Raw genomic sequence first — 21,932 nt, 5'->3', positions numbered from 1 at the left:
CGCATAAGCGGCCTTTTCAGAGTAGATATCCGGTTATAGCGTCGGATGCTCTACTTTGTGGGTATGTTCGGTATTCTCATTCTTCTTACCAAAGCGGCGGCGAACCACCACGAAGAAGACCGGAACAAAGAAGATCGCCAGCAGGGTGGCTGTGATCATCCCGCCCATAACGCCGGTACCTACAGCATTCTGAGAACCGGAACCTGCACCAGAGCTGATAACCAGCGGCATAACACCGAGGATGAACGCCAGGGAAGTCATCAGAATCGGACGCAAACGCATACGAACCGCTTCAAGTGTTGATTCGATAAGGCCCTTGCCTTCTTTATCCATAAGATCTTTGGCGAACTCAACAATCAATATGGCGTTCTTCGCGGACAGCCCGATGGTAGTCAGCAGGCCCACCTGGAAGTATACGTCGTTGCTCAAACCACGCATTGTCGCTGCCAGAAGTGCACCCACAACACCGAGCGGAACCACCAGCATGACCGAGAACGGTATTGACCAGCTTTCGTACAATGCTGCCAGACACAAGAATACGACGATCAGGGAGATAGCATACAAGGCCGGAGCCTGGTTACCTGACAGACGTTCCTGATAAGACAGACCGGTCCAGTCATAGCCGATACCGTTTGGCAATTTAGAAGCCAGAGACTCCATCATTGCCATGGCAGCACCCGAACTTTTGCCCGGCGCTGGCTGGCCCAGAATTTCCATTGATGGCAAACCGTTATAACGTTCCAGACGCGGTGAGCCGTATTCCCATTTCGCACTTGAGAAAGCGGAGAACGGTACCATCTGTCCAGCGCTGCCACGGACATACAGATTGTTAATGTCCGAAGGCAACATACGGTATTTATTTTCAGCTTGCACATACACTTTCTTCACACGACCACGGTCGATGAAGTCGTTGACGTAGCTACCACCAATCGATGCACCCAATGTGGTGTTGATGTCGGAGATAGAAACGCCAAGTGCCGTTGCTTTTTCCTGATCAATTTCGATTTTGAACTGTGGCGTATCTTCCAGACCATTTGGACGAACCTGAGTCAGCAAGTCAGGGTGTTGAGCAACCATGCCCAACAACTGGTTACGTGCCTGCGTCAGTTTGTCATGCCCAAGGTTAGCCTGGTCAATCAGCTGGAAGTCGAAGCCTGTCGCCGTACCTAACTCAACAATAGCCGGTAAGTTGAACGGGAACACCAGTGCATCTTTAATGGTGCTGAATGCGCCCATTGCACGGCCTGCAATAGCAGGAACTTTGTTTTCAGCGCCGCTACGTTCTGACCAGTCTTTCAGACTGACAAACGCGATACCGGTGTTCTGTCCACGACCTGCAAAACCGAAGCCGTTAACCGTAAACACGGAATTCACGTTAGCTTTTTCTTTCGTCAGGTAGTAGTTGCTGACTTCATCGAGCACTTTCTGTGTACGTTCCTGGGTTGCACCTGCTGGCAACTGCGCCATGGTCAGGAATACACCCTGATCTTCTTCCGGCAGGAAGGAGGTTGGCAGGCGGATAAACAGGAATGCCATGCCGACAACGATCAGCAGATAAATCACCAGATAACGACCGGTGCTGCGCAGAATGTTACCCACGCTGTCGGTGTAGTGGTGCGTACTTTGCTCGAATTTTTTGTTGAACCAGCCGAAGAAACCTTTCTTCTCGTGATGCTCACCTTTAGCGACCGGTTTGAGCATGGTCGCACAAAGCGCAGGCGTCAGGATCATCGCCACCAGAACTGACAGCACCATGGCAGAAACGATGGTGATGGAGAACTGGCGATAAATAACACCGGTTGAACCGCCGAAGAAGGCCATCGGGATGAATACGGCAGACAGCACCATCGCGATCCCGACCAACGCTCCCTGGATCTGTTCCATGGATTTTTTGGTGGCTTCTTTTGGTGGCAAACCTTCTTCGACCATGACACGTTCGACGTTTTCGACCACGACGATGGCGTCATCAACGAGCAAGCCTATCGCGAGCACCATCCCGAACATCGTCAGGGTGTTTATCGAGTAACCGAACGCTGCCAGAATGGCAAAGGTACCCAGCAAGACCACCGGGACCGCGATCGTTGGGATCAGGGTTGCACGGAAGTTTTGCAGGAACAGGAACATCACCAGGAATACCAGGACGATGGCCTCGAACAGCGTTTTACCCACTTCTTTAATCGAGATTTTAACGAACGGCGTGGTGTCGTACGGATAAACAACTTGCAAGCCAGACGGGAAGAATGGCTCCAGTTTAGCCAGCGTAGCTTTCACGGACGCTGCAGTATCCAGGGCGTTAGCACCGGTCGCCAGTTTAATCCCAAGACCTGAAGCCGGCTGTCCGTTGAAGCGGGCAATAACGTCGTAGTTTTCACCACCGAGTTCAATTTTTGCCACATCTTTCAGGCGAACCTGAGAACCGTCCTGATTCACTTTCAGGATAATTTTGCCGAATTCATCCGGTGATTTCAGACGTGTCTGAGCCACGATAGAAGAGTTCAGCTGCTGTCCCGGAACCGGTGGCGTACCGCCTAACTGACCGGCAGCAATCTGGTTGTTCTGGACTTTAATGGCATTGATGACATCAACCGGCGTCAGCTGGAAGTTGTTCAGCTTGTTCGGATCCATCCAGATACGCATTGCGTACTGAGCACCGAACAGCTGAACGTCACCCACACCGGCGGTACGGCTGATAGGGTCCTTGACGTTGGAACCGACGTAGTCGGCAATATCATCCTGAGTCATTGAACCATTGTTAGAAATAAAGCCAGCAACCATCAGGAAGCTACTGCTCGATTTCTCAACGGAGATACCCTGTTGCTGAACTTCCTGCGGCAGCAACGGCGTTGCGAGCTGCAGTTTGTTCTGCACCTGTACCTGTGCGATATCCGCATCAGTACCGGAAGCAAAAGTCAGGGTAATCTGAACAGTACCGGACGAGTCACTCGTCGACGACATGTACATCATGTTGTCGATACCGTTCATGTTCTGTTCAATAACCTGAGTGACGGTATCCTGTACCGTCTGCGCATCCGCGCCCGGGTAAGTTGCGGTCAGCTGGATAGCCGGTGGCGCAACGGTTGGATACTGTGCAATCGGCAATTTAAGAATTGCCAATCCCCCGGCCAACATGATGATGATCGCAATCACCCATGCAAAGATGGGACGATCTATAAAAAACTTAGCCATGAATTACCGGCTCCTATTAAGACTTCGTCGCTGTAGCGGGCGCTGCTGCGTTTTGATCGACTTCCTGTGCAGTAACCTGTACGCCTGGCTTAATTTTTTGCAGACCTGTCACGATAACTTTATCGCCACTTTTCAGGCCCTCTGTCACAACCCATTTGTCGCCAATCGCCTGTGTCGTCGTCACAGTTCGAAGTTCAACTTTATTGTCCGCACCGATAACCATCGCTGTTGCATCACCGCGTGGGTTACGGGTGATACCTTGCTGCGGTACCAGCAGCGCGTTGTTGTTAACACCTTCATCAAGACGCGCGCGTACAAACATACCCGGCAGCAGGGCATCATTTGGATTCGGGAAGATGGCGCGTAAAGTAATGGAACCGGTAGTTTCATCAACCGTCACATCAGAGAATTCTAATGTACCCGGCTGTGAATATTCTTTACCGTTATCCATCAGCAGCTTGACTTGCGCTTTACCGTCTGTCTGTTTCAGTGAACCGTCAGCCAGTTCCTGTTTCAGGCGCAGGAAATCATTACTGGACTGCGTCACGTCAACATAAATAGGATCGAGCTGTTGCACGGTCGCTAGCGCATTGGTCTGGCCGTTAGACACCAGCGCACCTTCTGTCACAGACGATTTACCGATGCGTCCGCTGATCGGGGAGGTGACTTTGGTGTAAGCCAGATTGATGCGTGCAGACTCAACGGCTGCTTTCGCACTGACTACCGCCGCATCAGCCTGTGCCGCCGTAGCGACAGCCGTATCGTAATCTTGCTTACTGATATAGCTGGTGCCGAGCAGAGGCTTGTAACGGGTAACGGTAAGACGGGAAATTTGTGCGTTTGCCTGAGCTTTTACCAGATCGCCTTTAGCGCTGTCATACGCGGCCTGATAAGTGGCAGGATCAATTTGATATAATGAAGTACCGGCTTTAATGTCGCTGCCTTCAACAAAGTTGCGTTTGAGAATGATACCGCTAACCTGTGGGCGTACTTCAGCAATGCGAAAAGCAGCAGTACGACCTGGAAGTTCGGTAGTCACATTAAGCGGTTCAGTTTTCAGGGTAACGACGCCAACCTGCGGAGCCTGTGGCGCACCTTGTTGAGCTTCTTTATCGTTACATCCTGTAAGTGCTAAGCTTCCGGATAGCATCAGAACTACCGCCAGAGGCGTTAACCCTCTGTTTTTGTTCATAAATAAACCTCAAGTGTCCGATTTCAAATTGTCCAATGGATCACAACATTCTAAATCCATTGCTGCGCTTTTAGTATGTGCGTGCTATGTTACATACATTCAAGAATGTATGTAAATCAAACTCCCCTGAAAGATAAACCTATGGCACGAAAAACCAAATCACAGGCGCTGGAAACCAGACAACACATTCTGGATGCTGCTGTGCGCGAATTTTCTGCCCGTGGGGTATCGTCGACATCACTGACTGATATTGCTAATGCAGCCGGTGTGACGCGGGGCGCAATTTATTGGCATTTCAGGAACAAAGTGGAACTGTTTAACGCGATCTGGGAAGCTTATGAATCCCGGATAAAAGTGCTCGAAGTAGAGTATCAGACAAAGTTTCCGAATAATCCACTGCGTATTTTGCGCGAAATCCTTATTTACATACTGGTCGCCACCGTCACGGATAGCCAGCGTAAGGCATTGATGGAGATTATATTCCATAAATGTGAATTTGTTGGGGAGATGACTTCAGTCCATGAAGCCCGTAAAGCGCTCTATATGGAAGGGTACGGTAAAATCGAACGTATTCTCCTGCGCTGTATAGACGAAAAGCAACTACCCGCTAATCTTGATACCCGCCAGGCTGCCATTATTTTACGTGCCTATCTGACCGGCTTAATGGAAAACTGGTTATTTATCCCTGAAAGCTTTGATTTAGAAGGTAATGCCGGGAAATTTGTGGATACCTATATTGATATGTTGCGACACTCGTCCTTTCTCGCCGTAGTAAAGTAACGCTCTGATACTTTCTCCTGTATTAATAAGCCTGCAAATTTTTTCTCCTGTTGATGATTAAATAACCACCCTGATGTTGTATTCAGATACGCTTTTCTCCTTCCTTTCATTGTTAACACTGTTATTGTCGTTACCATATTATTCATTTGGTAAATGAGTTGGCACAGACGTATGTGTATCCGGTTTTTGACCGCTTTTTCTGATGTAATTTTTCCCCGCAAAAAAAAGGGGATGACAGGGTTTTTTACGGGGATGATTTGCATTGCCCTGTTTCTTTTCTCCCTTCCCGGTCACGCGGCCAGTAATGATATTCCCAGCCGGAATGAAGTTCAGAACCAGCTTGATGCATTAAATCGCCAAAAAAACCTGACGCCGGTCGATAAACTTTCGCAACAGGATCTGATCCACACGCTGGAATATCTTGATGCGCTTGACCGGGTGAAGCAGGAAGTTAATCAGCTGCAAAAACAGGTCGCGGAAGCCCCGCAAAAATTGCGTAGCGCGATGGATGGCCTGGATCAAATCAAAAACAACCCGAAAGATGATGCGAATAAAGCGCAGCTTTCTGCGCTGTCGCTGCGTCAGCTGGAAAATCGTCTTAACGATACGCTCGATGATCTTCAGTCTTCTCAGGAAGATTTATCGACGTTTAATACCCAACTGATTTCCCTGCAAACCCAGCCGGAACGTGTACAAAACGCGATGTACACCTATTCACTGGCCATCCAGAAAATTCGTAATCAGCTCAACGGGATGTCGCCCGGTCAGCAGGATCTCCGGACTACTCAGCAAAATATGCTGGTCACGCAACAGGCGTTGCTGACTGCGCAGATTGATCTGCAACGCAAGAGCCTTGAAGCCAACACGACGTTGCAGGATCTCCTGCAAAAACAACGCGATTACACCAATGCACACATCAGTCAGTTGGAACATACCGCACAATTGTTGCAGGAAGTGGTCAACGGAAAACGGCTGATTTTGTCTGAACGTACGGCAAAAGAAGCCCAGAGTCCGGATGACACCTCTAACATCCAAAATGATCCGCTGGTCGCGCAGGAACTGGGGATTAACCGTCAGCTCAGTGAACGCCTGATTGCCGCAACGGAAGAGGGCAATCAGTTGGTGCAAAAAAACATCACGGTGAAAAACTGGCTCGACCGTTCGGCTCAGGCTGAGCATGACCTCAAAGAGCAAATCACTGTGCTGAAGGGCAGTTTATTACTGTCGCGCATTTTGTATCAGCAACAGCAAAATACCATTCCGCCTTCCGGCCTGATAACCGATATGAGCACACATATTGCCGATCTGCGTCTTGAACAATTCAAGATCAATCAGCAGCGTGATGCCTTATTCCAGGGCGACAGTTATATTCAGGGCGTTGTCAGCAGCAGTAAAGAAACCATTAATGGCGATATCAGCGATGCGCTGGATCAGATTGTCGACATGCGACGGGAGTTGCTTGATCAACTGAATAAACAACTCGGTAATCAGCTTTCGCTGGCCATCAGCTTACAGATTAACCAGCAACAATTACTGAGCATCAATCAGTCGCTGACCGAAACGCTGACCCAGCAAATTTTTTGGGTGAGCAGCAACAAACCGATGAACTGGGAGTTCATCAAGTCTCTGCCCGATGAAGTGAAAAATCAGCTGAGCGGCCTGCATGTCAGTATTCCGCCGGGCGAACTGATGCTGGGTGCACTGCATTCTCTGCCGGTGACCATCCCGCTGTTAACTGTCATTTTGTTGCTGTTATGGCGCCGGAAATATATCAATCAGCGGATTGAAATGCTGGGTAAAGATGTCGGACAGCTCAAGCGGGACAGCCAGTTGCATACACCGCAGGCGCTGGCATTGATGGCACTGAATGTGTTGCCGGGCGTCCTGCTTATACTCGGCATCGGCTACTGGCTTTCAGTGTGTGATATCGATCCGAGTGATTTCTTATGGACACTGGCGCAACGGCTGGCGGTTTTCCTGCTGGTGATGGGCTTTTGTTATCGCATTCTCAAACCTGGCAGCATAAATGAACGGCACTTTACTATGCCGGCAACCACCTGTGCTCACTATCGTCGTTCTGTCATTCGTCTGAGTCTGATGATGTTGCCCGTGATTTTCTGGTCGGTACGCGGTGAGAAAGCGCCGCTCGGGCTGGTGGATGACATCATCGGTCAGGTCGTGATTTTCCTGACAATGCTTGCTCTGGCCGTTCTGGTCTTCCCGATTGCGCGTGATGGCTGGCGTGAAAAAGATTCACACAGTATTCGTCTGGTGGTGGTGACGGCCATTGCGCTGGCACCGCTTTTCTTTGTCGGATTGATGGTCACCGGTTATTTTTACACCACGCTGCGTCTGGCTGGCCGCTGGATTGACAGTCTGTATCTGCTGATTTTCTGGAACATTACCTATCTCACGGCATTGCGTGGATTAAGCGTGGCCGCACGGCGCCTGGCTTATCGCCGAGCGCTGGCGCGACGCCAGACCATAGCGGCGAAAGATGGCGCGGAAGGCAGCGAGCCGGTCGAAGAGTCGCAGATCGGGTTAGATCAGATCAACCAACAGTCATTGCGCCTGACCACGATGGGTCTGTTCTTTATTTTCGCGACCATATTCTATTGGATCTGGTCGGATTTACTGACGGTCATTTCGTATCTGGACAGCATTACCTTATGGCATTACTCCAGCACGGTAGCGGGTGCGGTCATTCAGCAAACGGTGACGCTGGGTAATTTACTGCTCGGTTTTCTGGCGGTGATTGTGGCCTATGTGTTAACACGAAACTTACCGGGGCTGCTTGAAGTCGTCGTGCTATCACGGCTGCAATTGCGGCAGGGGACGTCCTATGCCATCACGACTATCCTGACCTATTCGATTACGGTGATTGGCGCAGTCACGGCACTCGGATCGCTCGGCGTCTCGTGGGATAAATTGCAATGGCTGGTGGCAGCGCTGTCGGTCGGGCTCGGCTTTGGTTTGCAGGAGATCTTCGCGAACTTTGTTTCAGGTCTGATCATACTTTTCGAACGTCCGGTACGTATTGGCGATACCGTCACCATCGGGACATTCTCGGGCACCGTCAGCCGCATCCGTATCCGTGCGACCACGATTATCGATTTTGACCGCAAAGAAGTGATCATCCCGAATAAAGCTTTTGTGACTGAGCGGCTGATTAACTGGTCGCTGAGCGATACCGTCACCCGGGTGTTAGTCAAAATTGGCGTGGCGTATGGTTCTGATCTCGACAAAGTGAAGGAAATTTTATTGCAGGCGGCACATGAAAACTCTCGTGTGATGAGTGACCCCGCGCCCTTGGTGTTCTTCCTCAATTTCGGAGCCAGTACGCTTGATCATGAGCTACGGGTGTATGTGCGTGAGCTGGGGGATCGCAGTTATACCGTGGATGAACTCAACCGCAGCATTGATAAGCTGTGCCGCGAGAACAACATTAATATCGCGTTCAATCAGCTGGAAGTGTATCTGCATAATCAGGACGGTAGCGAAGTTCAGGAAGTGAAAAGGGTGCTGAGACAGCCCGGCGATCAGCAGGACCATTTCTCACCGGTCTGAGGCGTAGCGTGCCAGTCAGGGGAAAGCGACGGATTCCCCTGAAACAGGCAGCCGGCTGGCTTAAAGGTAGCTGATCGACAGCGTACTTTTACTGTTCTTTAACTTTTCCTGATAATCGCGATGTACAATTTCCAGCGCCGCAAGAGCGGTTTCAGGGGCAATCTCATTGCACTCAAGCAGGTAAATCAAATCGACAGCAAGCTGAAGTTCGGGGGGCGCATTTTCTACGGACATATAGGCCAACGTTATGATTAGCAGGTTTTGGACTTACTATTATAGATAAGAAAAGGCTTAGCCTGAATGCCGGATTAAAAAAATGTGATAAAGATTCAAAAACCTTTTTCCTGCCGCTCGATTTGTCTCTCAATTTTGGCCAGTGCCTGCCGACAACGCATTAAACGTCCTTCGAGTGCTGCCAGCTCCTTCTGCACCCGCTGCTGATCGCTGAATGTAGCCAGCTGGCCCAGCGTCGTCTCCCGGTCTTCAATCATCGCGATCAGACGCCGCTCGAACTGCTGAGTTTCCGCCAGTTTGGTATAATTATCATGGCTTTTGCGTTCGGGTGTCTGGTGTGTTTTACGCAAAGACTGGGTCGCCAGTTCGCGCTGCATGGCGGTAATTTGTGCCACCAGCCGTTCAGCAATAAATGCCACCTGTGCGGAACGTTTCTCGAGTACTTCCTGATTAAGTTGCTGCAAATTGGTTTTAATTTCTGCCAGATAGTCGCGCAACCGGGTACCTTTGGTTGAGAAAAGTGCGACATCAAACCGCGCCTGCGAGGCGGAAACATGGCCGATCGGTTCAATTTCCCTGGCCAGTGTTTCGATCTGCTGATCGAGGACATGTAAAATTCGTTCTGTGCTCACGATAATCTCCCTTAAACTCTGGCGTAGCTTACCGGTATGCCAGCTTCTGCGCACTTGTTTACACTGAGAATCCGCAAACCGGCTACACAGTCTGTTTGAAACCGAAGGAAATGCATGAAACGCGTACTACTGATTACCCTAGGCTGGTTGTGTGTGGTGCTGGCGACGCTCGGGGTGGTGCTACCGCTGTTGCCGACGACCCCCTTTTTACTGCTGGCCGTCTGGTGCTTTGCCCGCTCATCACCACGCTTTCATCAGTGGTTATTGTACCGCTCATGGTTTGGCAGCTATCTGCGCCACTGGCAGACACATCGCGCATTACCGAAAGGTGTAAAACCGAAAGCGATCGTACTGATTGTGGTGAGTCTCTCGGTTTCGATCTATTTTGTGCCGTTATTGTGGGTGCGTATTTTACTGGTTTGCATGATGTTTGCGTTACTGATCATGATGTGGCGATTACCAGTGGTTGACCTTGAGCAATAAAACAGGCGATCATGTCCGGCTGCGGGTTGCTTTTTAAAGCAGCTTTGCATAGATTTGGGCATCTCGTACGTCGGTGCGCTCCCAATTTCCTTCCTTGAACGACATGCTTTATCACGGCATGACGGGGGACATTTGACCGCCCGCGTTTAAGTATGAACAGCAGCTTTATCAGGCAATTAACATTATGACCGCTACCGCACAGCAGCTACAGTTTATTAAAGACAGTATTAAAACCATCCCTGACTATCCTAAGCCAGGCATACTGTTCCGTGACGTCACCAGCTTGCTGGAAGACCCAAAAGCTTACGCTGCAAGCATTCAGTTACTGGCTGATCGTTACCGTGATGCCGGCGTCACCAAAGTGGTAGGCACCGAAGCGCGGGGCTTCCTGTTTGGCGCACCGGTTGCGCTGGTTCTGGGCGTGGGCTTTGTTCCCGTGCGTAAGCCGGGCAAGTTACCGCGTGAAACCATCAGCGAAACCTACGATCTGGAATACGGTACTGACAGCCTTGAAATCCACGTTGATGCTATTCAGCCTGGCGAAAAAATTCTGGTGATCGACGATTTGCTGGCAACGGGTGGCACGATTGAAGCCACGGCGAAACTGATCCGCCGTCTGGGCGGGGAAGTGACCGATGCCGCATTCATCATCAATCTGCCGGAACTGGGCGGTGAAAAACGCCTGAATGATTCAAATATCAACTGTTACAGCCTGGTCTGTTTCGACGGCCACTGATTTTTACCCGTTGGTAATGAACTGGCCTCGCCGTTAACGCGAGGCCTTTTGCTTTCTGCGCCGTTATTTTCCGCTTTCTCCGGTCCAGACCACCATGACTTTATCCTCACCTTGCTGACGGCTGAAGGCATAATATTGCGCGGTTTGCTGTGATTTCTGCACGCCTGCGCCAACCGCGGGGTGTTGTTCCCTGAACGTTCCCAGTTTTTGCCAGTGCCTGAGTAAAGCCTGTTTCGGGCCAGTCAGTTCATGCCAGTTCATGTCGGACCGCGTTCCTTGTAAAGGATCTGAACCCGTCGGGCCAAACTGACGGCCACTTTCATCGCCGTAATAAATCTGTACCGCGCCCGGTGCCAGTAATAATAAATCTGCGGCACGCTGCTGTAATGCCAGAGACTCCCTGGCATCGGCAGTGAAAAACAGCCGGGTATCATGTGATGACAAATAACTGAGAACGTTAAAATCCTGCATTTTCTCCGCCATCTGCTGATAAGTTGTGTCGATATTGGCAAAACAACTCAGCGCCGCTGCTGCCTGATCCTGAAAATCAAAATTAATCATGGCATCAAATCCACTGGCGTAATAATCGCTTTTCATCACGCCATGACCCCACGCCTCGCCGGTCATCCAGAATGGCGCGTCATCAAGCACCTTTGCAGGATTGGCGGCTTTCCATTGTTTCAGGGCTTCGGCTGAACGCTCTTTAAGTAAGGCCAGTGTTGATTTTTCGACGTGTTTGGCGGTATCCACACGGAACCCGTCTATGCCGTAGTCCCGTACCCACTGACTGAGCCAGGTGACCAGATAATCACGCGGTGTTGCACCGGGAATTTCACGTGCGGCCGTATCGGGTTTGTTGCGATAGAAAACGGGCAGGCCGCTGACCTGACTGGATTCCGTTTTAATATCCGGCAGGAAGGCTAATGACATGGTCAGATCGTCATAACCGGGCGAGTCATAATCGCCAATGTCGGTACGGATCCATTTTTCACCCCACCAGGTACGCCAGCCGTCCTTGTCGCCGAAATTGATATAATCATTAAAGCTGTGCCAGTTCTGACCAGGGCCGGGCTTCCAGTCCGTCCAGTTTTTGCCGAGCATTTTTGCGATATCATCACCTTTCAGATACAACGAGCCAAAATGGAAGGTTTGCATATCCGCCAGCGTGGCGTAACCGGTGTGATTGACGACAACGTCAAATAAAATGCGGATCCCACGCCGGTGGGCTTCACTGACCAGCTTTTGCAAATCTTCCCCGGTACCCATATTGGCATCGAGTTTTGTCCAGTCGAGGGTGTAATAGCCATGATAGGCATAATGCGGAAAATCGCCTTTGGTGCCGCCGCCAACCCAACCGTGGATCTGTTCGAGCGGCGAACTGATCCACAGCGCGTTAACGCCCAGCCGTTGCAGATAATCGAGTTTGGTTGTGAGTCCGGCCAGATCGCCACCGTGGAAGGTACCGATTTCCTGCAGGCCGTCACTGTGGCGACCATAGCTGTGATCGTTTTCCGGATTGCCGTTTTCGAAACGATCGGTCAGTACAAAATACACCGTGGCATTTTTCCAGTTGAATGTGGCTGGCGTTTTACGCTCTGCTGATTCCAGTAACAGCAAACCCCCGCTGGCCGGGTCGGGCATCATGGTGATGTGGCCTTTTGTTACTGTGGCGCTCTGGCCGGAATAAAAATCGCGAACAGTTTCACCCTCAGCAAAAGTGCCGGAGACATCGACAATCAGCGGTTTCCCATCCTGACGCGGACAGGTTTTCGCCACGGCAGCGACAGATTCCTCCGCCGTATTCAGACTGAGCTGAAGCGTTGGCGTACCGCTGCGGGTATCAATTCGCACCTGATAATCTCCGGAGCGGAACTGTTTCCAGTAAACCGGCGGGTGGCTTTTGCAGGGTTGCAGCGACAGCACCTCGTTAAGCTTTATCGCGGTAGACGGTTGCCAGCACTGATTATCCTGATGTAATTCAAGCGTACGTTGCCCTTTTGGTAACGTGGTGTGGCTGGTGAATATGCCGCTGACCGGTTCGGCGAAACCGGGAAAGCCTTGCAGCGTCCAGCTGGCCTGTGCGGCGGGGCAAACGAGCAATAATAAAGGCAGTGTCAGGGGTTTCATGGCTCTCCTTACAAAAGGCAGGAAGCATTATCAGAACAGAGGTGAATCCAGTTTAGTAAGTGCGCAAAATTTGCCCTCATCCTGTGAGACGAATTGTCAGGAGGAGAAGGAAGGGGGAGAAACTGCGACGCGGTATGCAAAAGTAAAGTAATAGGAATGAGGGCGACCCTGCTGGTACACTATGCAGTGGCAGTCTGGCTCAGGCATCATTATGCTGAGTCTTCAGTCTCCGTTTCGCAGACCCGCGCAGAAAGACGGGTTAAACGATGTTTTTTCGTGTATCGTCAAATTAATCATTATAAATCAACGATGAAGTGTTAATGAGCTATCAGGTTCTTGCCCGTAAGTGGCGCCCCCAAACTTTTGCCGACGTCGTCGGACAGGAACATGTGCTGACCGCACTGGCCAATGGCCTGTCGCTCGGGCGCATCCATCACGCCTACCTGTTTTCCGGTACCCGTGGCGTGGGCAAAACCACCATCGCCCGCCTGCTGGCGAAAGGGCTTAACTGCGAAACCGGGATCACCTCCACGCCTTGTGGCGTGTGCGATAACTGCCGTGAAATCGAGCAGGGCCGTTTTGTCGATCTGATTGAGATCGATGCCGCATCGCGTACTAAAGTCGAAGACACCCGCGATTTGCTGGATAACGTGCAATACGCACCGGCGCGTGGCCGCTTCAAAGTTTACCTGATTGACGAAGTGCACATGCTTTCGCGTCATAGCTTCAACGCGCTGTTGAAAACGCTGGAAGAGCCGCCTGCACACGTCAAATTCCTGCTGGCGACCACGGATCCGCAAAAGCTGCCGGTCACCATTTTATCGCGTTGTTTGCAGTTCCATCTGAAAGCGCTGGATGCTGAACAGATCCGCAAACAGCTCGAACATGTATTAACCCAGGAAACCATCACCACTGAGCCGCGTGCCTTACAACTGCTTTCCCGCGCTGCCGACGGCAGTATGCGTGATGCGTTAAGTCTCACCGATCAGGCAATCGCGATGGGACAGGGTGCCGTCACCACTGAAACCGTGGCACAAATGCTTGGTACGCTGGACGACGAGCAGCCGCTGGCCATGCTCGAAGCGCTGGTCAGCGCCGACGGTAGTCAGATGATGGCGCAGGTCGAACAGGCCGCATCCCGTGGGGTCGACTGGGAAAATCTTTTGGTGGAGACGCTGGCGCTGCTGCACCGTATTGCAATGGTTCAGCTCCTGCCGTCCGTGCTGGATAATCATTACGCAGCTATTGAGCAACGCCTGCGTGAGCTCGCGCGTGTCATTCCGCCAGCTGATGTGCAGCTTTATTATCAGACTTTACTGATTGGCCGCAAAGAGCTGGCGTATGCGCCCGACAAACGCATGGGCGTCGAAATGACGCTGCTGCGCGCTCTGGCCTTCCATCCGAAAGTGATTATTGCTGAACCGGCTCCGCAACCCGTCGCAACCCCGGCAAATGTGGCGACACCAGCGCCATCGCAACCGGCAGCGCCGCGTAACGCACCGCCGCAACCAAACTATAATGCTCCGCCGCCGCCGGGGAATGCAGAACCGGCGGCGATGCCGGATACCACTGCGCAACTTCTACAGGCGCGAACACAATTGCTCAGGCAGGGGAGTACCACCCCAAAAAAAGCTGAGCCGGCAGCGCCAGGAAAAGCGCGGCCGGCAACCTCAGCACTGGAGCGCCTCGCTTCGGTGACTGAACGTGCGCAGACATTGGCCGTGAAGAAAGAGCCCGCCGCGCCAATAAAAGAAGAAGCCTATCGCTGGAAAGCGATGACGGAACCGGAAGTCGCACCGGAACCGGTGGCGACGCCGAAAGCGTTGCGCACCGCGCTCGAACATGAAAAATCGCCGGAACTGGCTTCCCGTCTGGCAGAAGAAGCGACTGAACGTGATGAATGGGCGGCTGAAATCAGCCGGATGTCCATTCCGAAACTGGTGCAACAACTGGCGCTGAATGCCTACCGCGAGCAACCGGAACCGGGCAAAATCTGCCTGCATCTGCGTTCGTCGCAAAAGCACCTGAATTCGCCGTCTGCACAAAAGGTACTGACGGAGGCCTTATCGGCACTGCATCAGATGCCGGTTGAACTGACCGTGCTGGAAGATGATAATCTGGCGGTGAAGACGCCGCTGGAATGGCGACAGGCCATTTATGAAGAAAAACTGGCGCAGGCGCGTCAGTCTATTATTGCGGATAACAACATTCAGACTTTGCGCCGTTTCTTCGACGCGGAGCTGGATGAAGAAAGTATTCGCCCAATTTAAACGCCGCGATTGTGACGCGGCCATTGCTGAGAGAGAAGACTATGTTTGGAAAAGGCGGCATTGGTAACCTGATGAAACAGGCCCAGCAAATGCAGGAAAAAATGCAACAGGCTCAGGCGGAAATCGCTCAGCTGGAAGTGACCGGTGAATCAGGTGCGGGTCTGGTGAAAATCACCATCAACGGTGCGCATAACGTGCGTCGTGTTGAAATTGATCCAAGCCTGCTGGAAGACGATAAAGATATGCTGGAAGACCTGATCGCTGCGGCGTTCAACGATGCAGCACGCCGTATCGATGAAACTCAGAAAGAAAAAATGGCAGCCGTGTCTGGCGGTATGCAATTGCCACCAGGCTTTAAGATGCCGTTCTGATGCAAACCAGCCCTCTCCTTGAATCTTTAATGGAGGCGTTGCGTTGCCTGCCGGGCGTTGGCCCGAAGTCCGCGCAACGAATGGCATTCCAGTTGTTGCAACGTGATCGCAGCGGCGGAATGCGGCTGGCACAGTCTTTAACGCGTGCCATGTCTGAGATCGGCCATTGCGCCGATTGCCGTACCTTCACCGAGCAGGAAATCTGTACTATTTGTGCCAACCCACGGCGCAAAGAAAATGGTCAGATTTGTGTGGTGGAAAGTCCGGCTGATATTCATGCGATAGAACAAACCGGTCAGTTCTCTGGTCGCTATTTTGTGCTGATGGGCCACCTGTCACCCCTTGATGGCATCGGGCCTGACGACATCGGTTTAGGTCGCCTGGAAGAACGACTTGAAAGTGAAAATATTCAGGAAGTGATCCTCGCGACTAACCCGACGGTTGAAGGTGAGGCGACCGCCAACTATATCGCTGAAATGTGCGGCCAGTACGGTGTGCTGGCCAGCCGCATCGCGCATGGTGTGCCGGTTGGTGGTGAACTGGATATGGTGGACGGTACCACGCTGTCCCATTCCCTCGCCGGACGTCATCCCTTCCGGTTCTGACTGTCGACTGTCATGCGGGCGCGGTTCTCTGCGCCCCGTTTTGTTCCGTTATCCCTCTGCATTTCTTCTTAAAAATTTTTCCCTGCGCTTGAAAAGCCTGACGCGTAACCCCACTTATTCCTCAACGTCTGATTTGGTCAATAACAGTATCTGGATTGAGGTAATTTGATGAGTATGAAAGGACAAGAGACACGCGGATTCCAGTCTGAAGTAAAACAACTGCTTCATCTGATGATCCATTCCCTGTATTCAAACAAAGAAATTTTCCTGCGGGAGCTGATTTCTAACGCCTCCGATGCCGCTGATAAACTGCGTTTCCGTGCATTATCTGCGCCTGAACTTTATGAAGGTGATGGCGAGCTGCATGTCCGTCTGGCATTTGATAAAGAAAAACGCACCCTGACGCTGAGTGATAACGGTATCGGTATGAGCCGTGATGAAGTGATTGATAACCTCGGGACTATCGCTAAATCCGGTACCAAAGCCTTCCTGCAATCTGTCGGTTCGGAACAGGCGAAAGACAGCCAACTGATTGGTCAGTTTGGTGTGGGGTTCTACTCTGCCTTTATCGTGGCAGACAAAGTCACCGTGCGCACCCGTGCAGCCGGTGCCAGCGCTGAAGAAGGCGTATTCTGGGAATCTGCCGGTGAAGGTGAATACACCCTGGCGGATATCGAGAAAGCCGATCGCGGCACTGAAATCACTTTGCACCTGCGCGAAGATCAGGACGAATTCCTTGATGACTGGCGCGTACGCTCCATTATCAGCAAATATTCCGACCATATTGCGTTGCCGGTGGAAGTCGAAACCCGTAACGAAGAAGACGGCACCGTAACCTGGGAACAAATCAACAAGGCGCAAGCCCTGTGGACGCGCGGTAAAGCGGAAGTCACGGACGAAGAATATAAAGAATTCTACAAACATATTTCTCATGATTTCAGCGATCCGCTGAGCTGGAGCCACAACCGCGTTGAAGGTAAGCAGGAATACACCAGCCTGCTGTATATCCCTTCACAGGCACCGTGGGATATGTGGAACCGTGATCATAAACACGGCCTGAAACTGTATGTTCAGCGCGTGTTTATCATGGACGAAGCCGAGCAGTTCATGCCGAACTACCTGCGTTTCGTGCGTGGTCTGATAGATTCCAACGATCTGCCGCTGAACGTATCCCGTGAAATTCTGCAGGACAGCCGCATTACTCAGAATCTGCGCAGTGCGCTGACCAAACGCGTTCTGCAAATGCTGGAAAAACTGGCCAGAGATGACAATGAAAAATACCTGCAATTCTGGAAACAGTTTGGTCTGGTATTGAAAGAAGGCCCGGCAGAAGACGGTGCGAACAAAGAAACGATCGCCAAACTGCTACGTTTCGCCAGCACCCGCAACGACAGCAGTGAGCAGACGTTGTCGCTGGAAGACTATGTGACGGCGATGGTAGAAGGTCAGGACAAAATTTATTACATCACTGCCGACAGTTATGCGGCGGCGAAGAGCAGTCCGCACCTGGAATTGTTCCGCAAAAAAGGCATTGAAGTCCTGTTGTTGTCTGACCGCATCGACGAATGGATGATGAGCTACCTCACTGAGTTTGAGGGTAAAGTCTTCCAGTCCGTCAGCAAGGCCGACGAGTCACTGGATAAACTGGCTGACGAAGAAAACGAACAGCAGAAAGAAGCCGAAAAAGCGCTGGAGCCGTTTGTTGAGCGTGTGAAAACCCTGCTGGGTGACCGTGTGAAAGAAGTGCGTCTGACGCACCGTCTGACTGATACACCGGCTATCGTCACCACGGGCGCTGACGAAATGACCACGCAAATGGCAAAACTGTTTGCGGCGGCCGGTCAGGACGCGCCGGAAGTCAAATATATCTTTGAGCTGAACCCGGAACATGCGCTGGTAAAACGTGCTTCGGACGTCGCTGATGAGACTCAGTTCAGTGAGTGGATTGAACTGCTGCTGGATCAGGCACTGTTCGCCGAACGCGGCACGCTGGAAGATCCAAACCTGTTCATCCGTCGTATGAATACGTTGCTTCAGGCGTAATTTGCACATTGAACTGTAAACCGGAAGGGTGTCGTTAACACGACACCCTTTTTTTGTCTGTAAAAGACCCCGATTTCATGTTGTCGTGTGGTTTTGCACTGCAGGCGGTACAACGCTTCTGCTGGCCGTAGCCAGCCCGAAACAGGGGATAAAACGCCAGTCTGCACCGGCTTAACCCCTATTTCAGCAGGGCTTGTTCCTTGAGCAAAAGTGCTCAGAATGGTATGGTTGAGCGTTTTTCGAGATTCATAAAAATTACATGCAAGGGGATTTACGCAATGCGTATCATTCTGCTGGGCGCTCCGGGCGCAGGTAAGGGTACTCAGGCTCAATTTATCATGGAGAAATTTGGTATTCCGCAAATTTCTACCGGTGATATGTTGCGCGCCGCTGTGAAGGCCGGAAGTGAACTCGGCAAGAAAGCAAAAGAGATTATGGATGCGGGTAAACTGGTGACCGATGAATTGGTTATCGCACTGGTGAAAGAGCGTATTCAGCAGGAAGATTGCCGCAAGGGTTTCCTGTTAGACGGTTTCCCTCGTACCATTCCGCAGGCTGATGCCATGAAAGACGCGGGCATCAAAGTTGATTATGTGCTGGAATTCGATGTGCCGGACGAACTGATCGTCGATCGCATCGTAGGTCGTCGCGTACACCCTGGCTCTGGCCGTGTGTACCACATCCAGTACAATCCGCCGAAAGTGGAAGGTAAAGACGATGTCACCGGTGAAGAACTGATCACCCGTAAAGACGATCAGGAAGAAACCGTGCGTAAACGTCTGGTGGAATACCATGAACTGACGGAGCCGCTGGTGTCTTATTACAGCAAAGAAGCCGAAGCGGGCAACACCAGATACGTCAAAATTGACGGCACACAGCAGGTCTCTGCTGTGCGTGACGAACTGGCTGCCATCCTCAGCTGATCGTCTGCTCTGCACGCCATCACGGGGTGACTTCGGTCGCCCCGTTTGTATTTTAAGGCTCCTCACCTTCCTCATAACCCCAATATTCCAAGTGGCAGAACGGCGGCAAGCGGGCGGAGCCCCGATGAGCTTACTAAAGTAAGTGATTCGGGTGAGTGAACGTAGCCAATGTATCAGCCTTTGAAATAGAACGGGTATTAATAACAATTCGCATTGATAGCTTCTGCCGTTGTTCCGATCGTCATTGTTTTCGTTACAATGGCCTGCGCTTCTTTACTGCATCTCCAAATAAACGGTGGCGCCCATAACTTTTTGCACTGGCTTCAGTGCCTTCAATTTAGGAAATTCAGCATGACGCAGACCAAATTCGGTGTTCTTCTGGTCAACCTCGGGACTCCGGAGGCTCCGACTCCGCAGGCCGTTAAAAAATATCTGGCTGAATTTTTGAGTGATATTCGTGTGGTTGATACACCCCGTTGGCTGTGGTGGCCTGTACTGAATTTAGTGATCCTGCCGCTGCGTTCTCCACGTGTGTCCAAACTGTACAAAGCCGTGTGGATGGAAGAAGGTTCACCGCTGATGGTGTACAGCCGTCGTCAGCAGAAAGCTCTGGCAGAACGCCTGCCGGGTACGCCGGTCGAGCTGGCCATGAGCTACGGTAAGCCGGGCATGAAAGAGCCTATTGAAAAACTACTGGCGCAGGGTGTGACCAAAATGGTGGTGTTGCCCCTGTATCCGCAATACTCCTGCTCCACCAGTGCTGCAGTTTTTGACGGTGTTGCGCGCGTGCTGAAATCGCAGCGTCGTCTGCCTTCAATGAGTTTTATCCGTGATTACGCCACGCATCCGGCGTACATTTCCGCACTGAAAGCCAGCATCGAACGTTCGTTCGCTCTGCATGGCGAACCGGACCGTCTGGTGTTGTCCTTCCACGGTATTCCAAAGCGTTTTGTGGCGGAAGGTGATGATTATGAACAGCGTTGCCGCGATACCGTGCAGGCGCTCACAGACGCGTTGCAACTGCCTGTGGGCAAAATAATGCTGACTTTCCAGTCCCGCTTTGGTCGTGAGCCCTGGCTCACGCCATACACCGATGAAACACTGAAAGGCCTTCCTGCTCAGGGAGTTAAACATATTCAGATCCTTTGTCCGGGCTTCGCGGCAGACTGTCTCGAGACCCTGGAGGAAATTAAAGGCGAGAATCGTGAAATTTTTATTCATGCAGGCGGCGAGCGCTTCGAATATATTGACGCCTTGAACGACCAGCCGGAGCATATTGATTTGCTGCAACAACTGGTCACTCAGCACTTCTGAATGAAGCCTGAGCTTTTTGAACTCCCCGAGAATAATGGATGAAATTTCCTGGTAAACGTAAGTCCAAACACTATTTTCCGGTCAGCGCGCGCGACCCTTTATTACGTGATTCTATGTTGCAGGACATGCTGCCGGAGTCAGAAGCCGGTGCTTCGTACATCACCGGCATTGACCAGACGATGGTCGATATCGAAGCGCGTGTTGATGAAAATTTTGTTGCCCGCTACGGGCTGACACCGGGTGAATCCAATATTCTTGATGATGAGACGTCGGAAACGCTGTATCAGGAACTGATGAGCAACGCGCTTATCACGCATCAGTTTGCGGGCGGCACCGTCGGTAACACGTTGCATAACTATTCGGTGCTGGCGGATGACCGCTCCGTTTTGCTTGGCGTTATGTGCAACAATGTCAAAATTGGTGATTATGCCTATCGCTATCTGTGCAACACCTCCAGCCGTGTGGATCTTAACTTCCTGCAAGGCGTGGACGGTGCAATTGGCCGCTGCTTTACCCTCATCAGTGACACTGGCGAACGTACCTTTGCTATCAGCCCCGGTAAAATGAACGATCTGCGTGCACAAAGCATACCGGAAGATGTGATTGCCGGTGCATCAGCACTGTTACTGACATCGTATCTGCTGCGCAGTAAGCCAGGTGAACCCATGCCGGAAGCGACTATGCAGGCGATTGAATACGCGAAAAAGTATCATGTGCCGGTGGTACTGACGCTGGGCACCCAGTACGTTATCGCGGAAGATCCCCAGGCATGGCGCGATTTCCTGCGTGATCACGTCTCGATCCTGGCAATGAACGAAGATGAGGGATTTGCGCTAACGGGTCTGAGGGATCCGCTGATGGCTGCTGATAAAGCGCTGGACTGGGTTGATTTGGTGCTGTGTACCGCCGGGCCAAACGGCCTGTTTATGGCGAGTTATACGGAAGAAGAATTCAAACGCACCACCCAACATCCACTGCTGCCTGGCGCAATAGCTGAATTTAACCAGTATGAATTTAGCCGCGCCATGCGCCATGACTGTTGCCGTCAACCGTTGAAGATTTATTCCCACATTGCACCCTATATGGGCGGGCCTGAAAAGATCATGAATACCAACGGAGCAGGAGACGGCGCGCTGTCAGCATTGCTGCATGATATTGCCGCGAATGGGTTCCACCGGACTTCGGTGCCGAATTCCAGTAAACACGCCCGTGAATATCTGACCTATTCCTCTCTGGCCCAGGTGTGCAAATACGCAAACCGCGTGAGTTATCAGGTGCTGAACCAGCACTCTCCGCGTCTGACGCGTGGCTTGCCGGAACGTGAAGACAGCCTTGAAGAAAGTTACTGGGAACGTTAAATAAACAAGGCGGGGATTTTCATCCCCGCCGATACTTTTTATCCGCAATAACCCCAACGAAGGTTTTTAGGTAGTGTTCCCCAGCTCTTAATGCAGACATCTTTATAATCG

At 51.6% G+C, this 21,932-nt stretch carries 16 protein-coding genes and 1 other annotated feature; of the genes, 11 read left to right on the top strand and 5 right to left on the bottom strand.

What is annotated here, in order from left to right; translation table 11 throughout:
• Positions 1-33 precede the first annotated feature (33 nt).
• Together acrB and J1785_RS15875 are read right to left on the bottom strand one after the other, a co-directional pair.
• Positions 34-3,186 (bottom strand): multidrug efflux RND transporter permease subunit AcrB, encoded by a 3,153-nt coding sequence (gene acrB / locus J1785_RS15880; RefSeq protein ID WP_129952815.1) that lies wholly within the window; start codon positions 3,184-3,186, stop codon positions 34-36.
• A 16-nt stretch (positions 3,187-3,202) separates the two neighbouring features.
• Positions 3,203-4,378, bottom strand: a complete 1,176-nt coding sequence (locus J1785_RS15875) for an efflux RND transporter periplasmic adaptor subunit (RefSeq protein WP_129952814.1) — start codon at positions 4,376-4,378, stop codon at positions 3,203-3,205.
• Between the two features lie 141 nt (positions 4,379-4,519).
• Here J1785_RS15875 and acrR point away from each other — a divergent pair, with 141 nt between their 5' ends.
• Positions 4,520-5,158 (top strand): multidrug efflux transporter transcriptional repressor AcrR, encoded by a 639-nt coding sequence (gene acrR, locus J1785_RS15870; protein WP_129952813.1) that lies wholly within the window; start codon positions 4,520-4,522, stop codon positions 5,156-5,158.
• A gap of 171 nt (positions 5,159-5,329) precedes the next feature.
• Positions 5,330-8,725, top strand: coding sequence for a mechanosensitive channel MscK (mscK, locus tag J1785_RS15865; protein ID WP_217219826.1), 3,396 nt, complete (start codon positions 5,330-5,332; stop codon positions 8,723-8,725).
• Between the two features lie 60 nt (positions 8,726-8,785).
• Here the strand turns inward: mscK and rsmS are convergent, their stop codons facing one another.
• Positions 8,786-8,959, bottom strand: a complete 174-nt coding sequence (gene rsmS, locus J1785_RS15860; RefSeq protein WP_129952811.1) for a pleiotropic regulatory protein RsmS — start codon at positions 8,957-8,959, stop codon at positions 8,786-8,788.
• Between the two features lie 95 nt (positions 8,960-9,054).
• On the bottom strand, positions 9,055-9,591 hold the full coding sequence (priC, locus tag J1785_RS15855; protein WP_217156990.1) for a primosomal replication protein PriC: 537 nt from the start codon (positions 9,589-9,591) through the stop codon (positions 9,055-9,057).
• A gap of 114 nt (positions 9,592-9,705) precedes the next feature.
• On the opposite strand from priC, the gene J1785_RS15850 reads away from it, so the two are divergent.
• Positions 9,706-10,074 (top strand): DUF454 family protein, encoded by a 369-nt coding sequence (locus tag J1785_RS15850; RefSeq protein ID WP_217139368.1) that lies wholly within the window; start codon positions 9,706-9,708, stop codon positions 10,072-10,074.
• 184 nt (positions 10,075-10,258) lie between these two features.
• Positions 10,259-10,810 (top strand): adenine phosphoribosyltransferase, encoded by a 552-nt coding sequence (apt, locus tag J1785_RS15845; RefSeq protein WP_013576602.1) that lies wholly within the window; start codon positions 10,259-10,261, stop codon positions 10,808-10,810.
• 63 nt (positions 10,811-10,873) lie between these two features.
• On the opposite strand, the gene J1785_RS15840 is transcribed toward apt, so the two are convergent.
• On the bottom strand, positions 10,874-12,937 hold the full coding sequence (locus tag J1785_RS15840) for an alpha-amylase (RefSeq protein ID WP_129952808.1): 2,064 nt from the start codon (positions 12,935-12,937) through the stop codon (positions 10,874-10,876).
• 320 nt (positions 12,938-13,257) lie between these two features.
• Between J1785_RS15840 and dnaX the strand changes: the two genes are divergently transcribed.
• The 7 genes from dnaX (at position 13,258) to J1785_RS15805 (ending at position 21,821) form a co-directional block, all read left to right on the top strand.
• The gene (dnaX, locus tag J1785_RS15835; RefSeq protein ID WP_217219824.1) at positions 13,258-15,207 is read left to right on the top strand and encodes a DNA polymerase III subunit gamma/tau; all 1,950 of its coding nucleotides are present in this window, start codon (positions 13,258-13,260) and stop codon (positions 15,205-15,207) included.
• Positions 14,543-14,607: a sequence feature (DnaX frameshifting element), on the top strand. Its footprint overlaps the gene before it by 65 nt.
• 41 nt (positions 15,208-15,248) lie before the next feature.
• Positions 15,249-15,578, top strand: a complete 330-nt coding sequence (locus tag J1785_RS15830) for a YbaB/EbfC family nucleoid-associated protein (protein WP_013576599.1) — start codon at positions 15,249-15,251, stop codon at positions 15,576-15,578.
• Complete coding sequence (recR, locus tag J1785_RS15825; RefSeq protein ID WP_015698289.1) at positions 15,578-16,183, top strand: recombination mediator RecR; 606 nt, start codon at positions 15,578-15,580, stop codon at positions 16,181-16,183. Before J1785_RS15830 ends, recR begins: the two co-directional genes overlap by 1 nt.
• Positions 16,184-16,357: 174 nt before the next feature.
• On the top strand, positions 16,358-18,226 hold the full coding sequence (htpG, locus tag J1785_RS15820) for a molecular chaperone HtpG (RefSeq protein ID WP_217219828.1): 1,869 nt from the start codon (positions 16,358-16,360) through the stop codon (positions 18,224-18,226).
• 278 nt (positions 18,227-18,504) lie between these two features.
• Positions 18,505-19,149 (top strand): adenylate kinase, encoded by a 645-nt coding sequence (gene adk, locus J1785_RS15815; protein WP_129952805.1) that lies wholly within the window; start codon positions 18,505-18,507, stop codon positions 19,147-19,149.
• Positions 19,150-19,500: 351 nt separating this feature from the next.
• Complete coding sequence (hemH, locus tag J1785_RS15810; protein WP_129952804.1) at positions 19,501-20,463, top strand: ferrochelatase; 963 nt, start codon at positions 19,501-19,503, stop codon at positions 20,461-20,463.
• 38 nt (positions 20,464-20,501) lie between these two features.
• Complete coding sequence (locus J1785_RS15805; protein WP_217219822.1) at positions 20,502-21,821, top strand: inosine/guanosine kinase; 1,320 nt, start codon at positions 20,502-20,504, stop codon at positions 21,819-21,821.
• Positions 21,822-21,932 lie beyond the last annotated feature (111 nt).

The sequence above is a fragment of the Rahnella perminowiae genome, assembly GCF_019049755.1.
GTDB lineage: Bacteria > Pseudomonadota > Gammaproteobacteria > Enterobacterales > Enterobacteriaceae > Rahnella > Rahnella perminowiae.
Note: the sequence above shows the minus strand (reverse complement) of the source record. Positions and strands in the feature narration are given on the sequence as shown.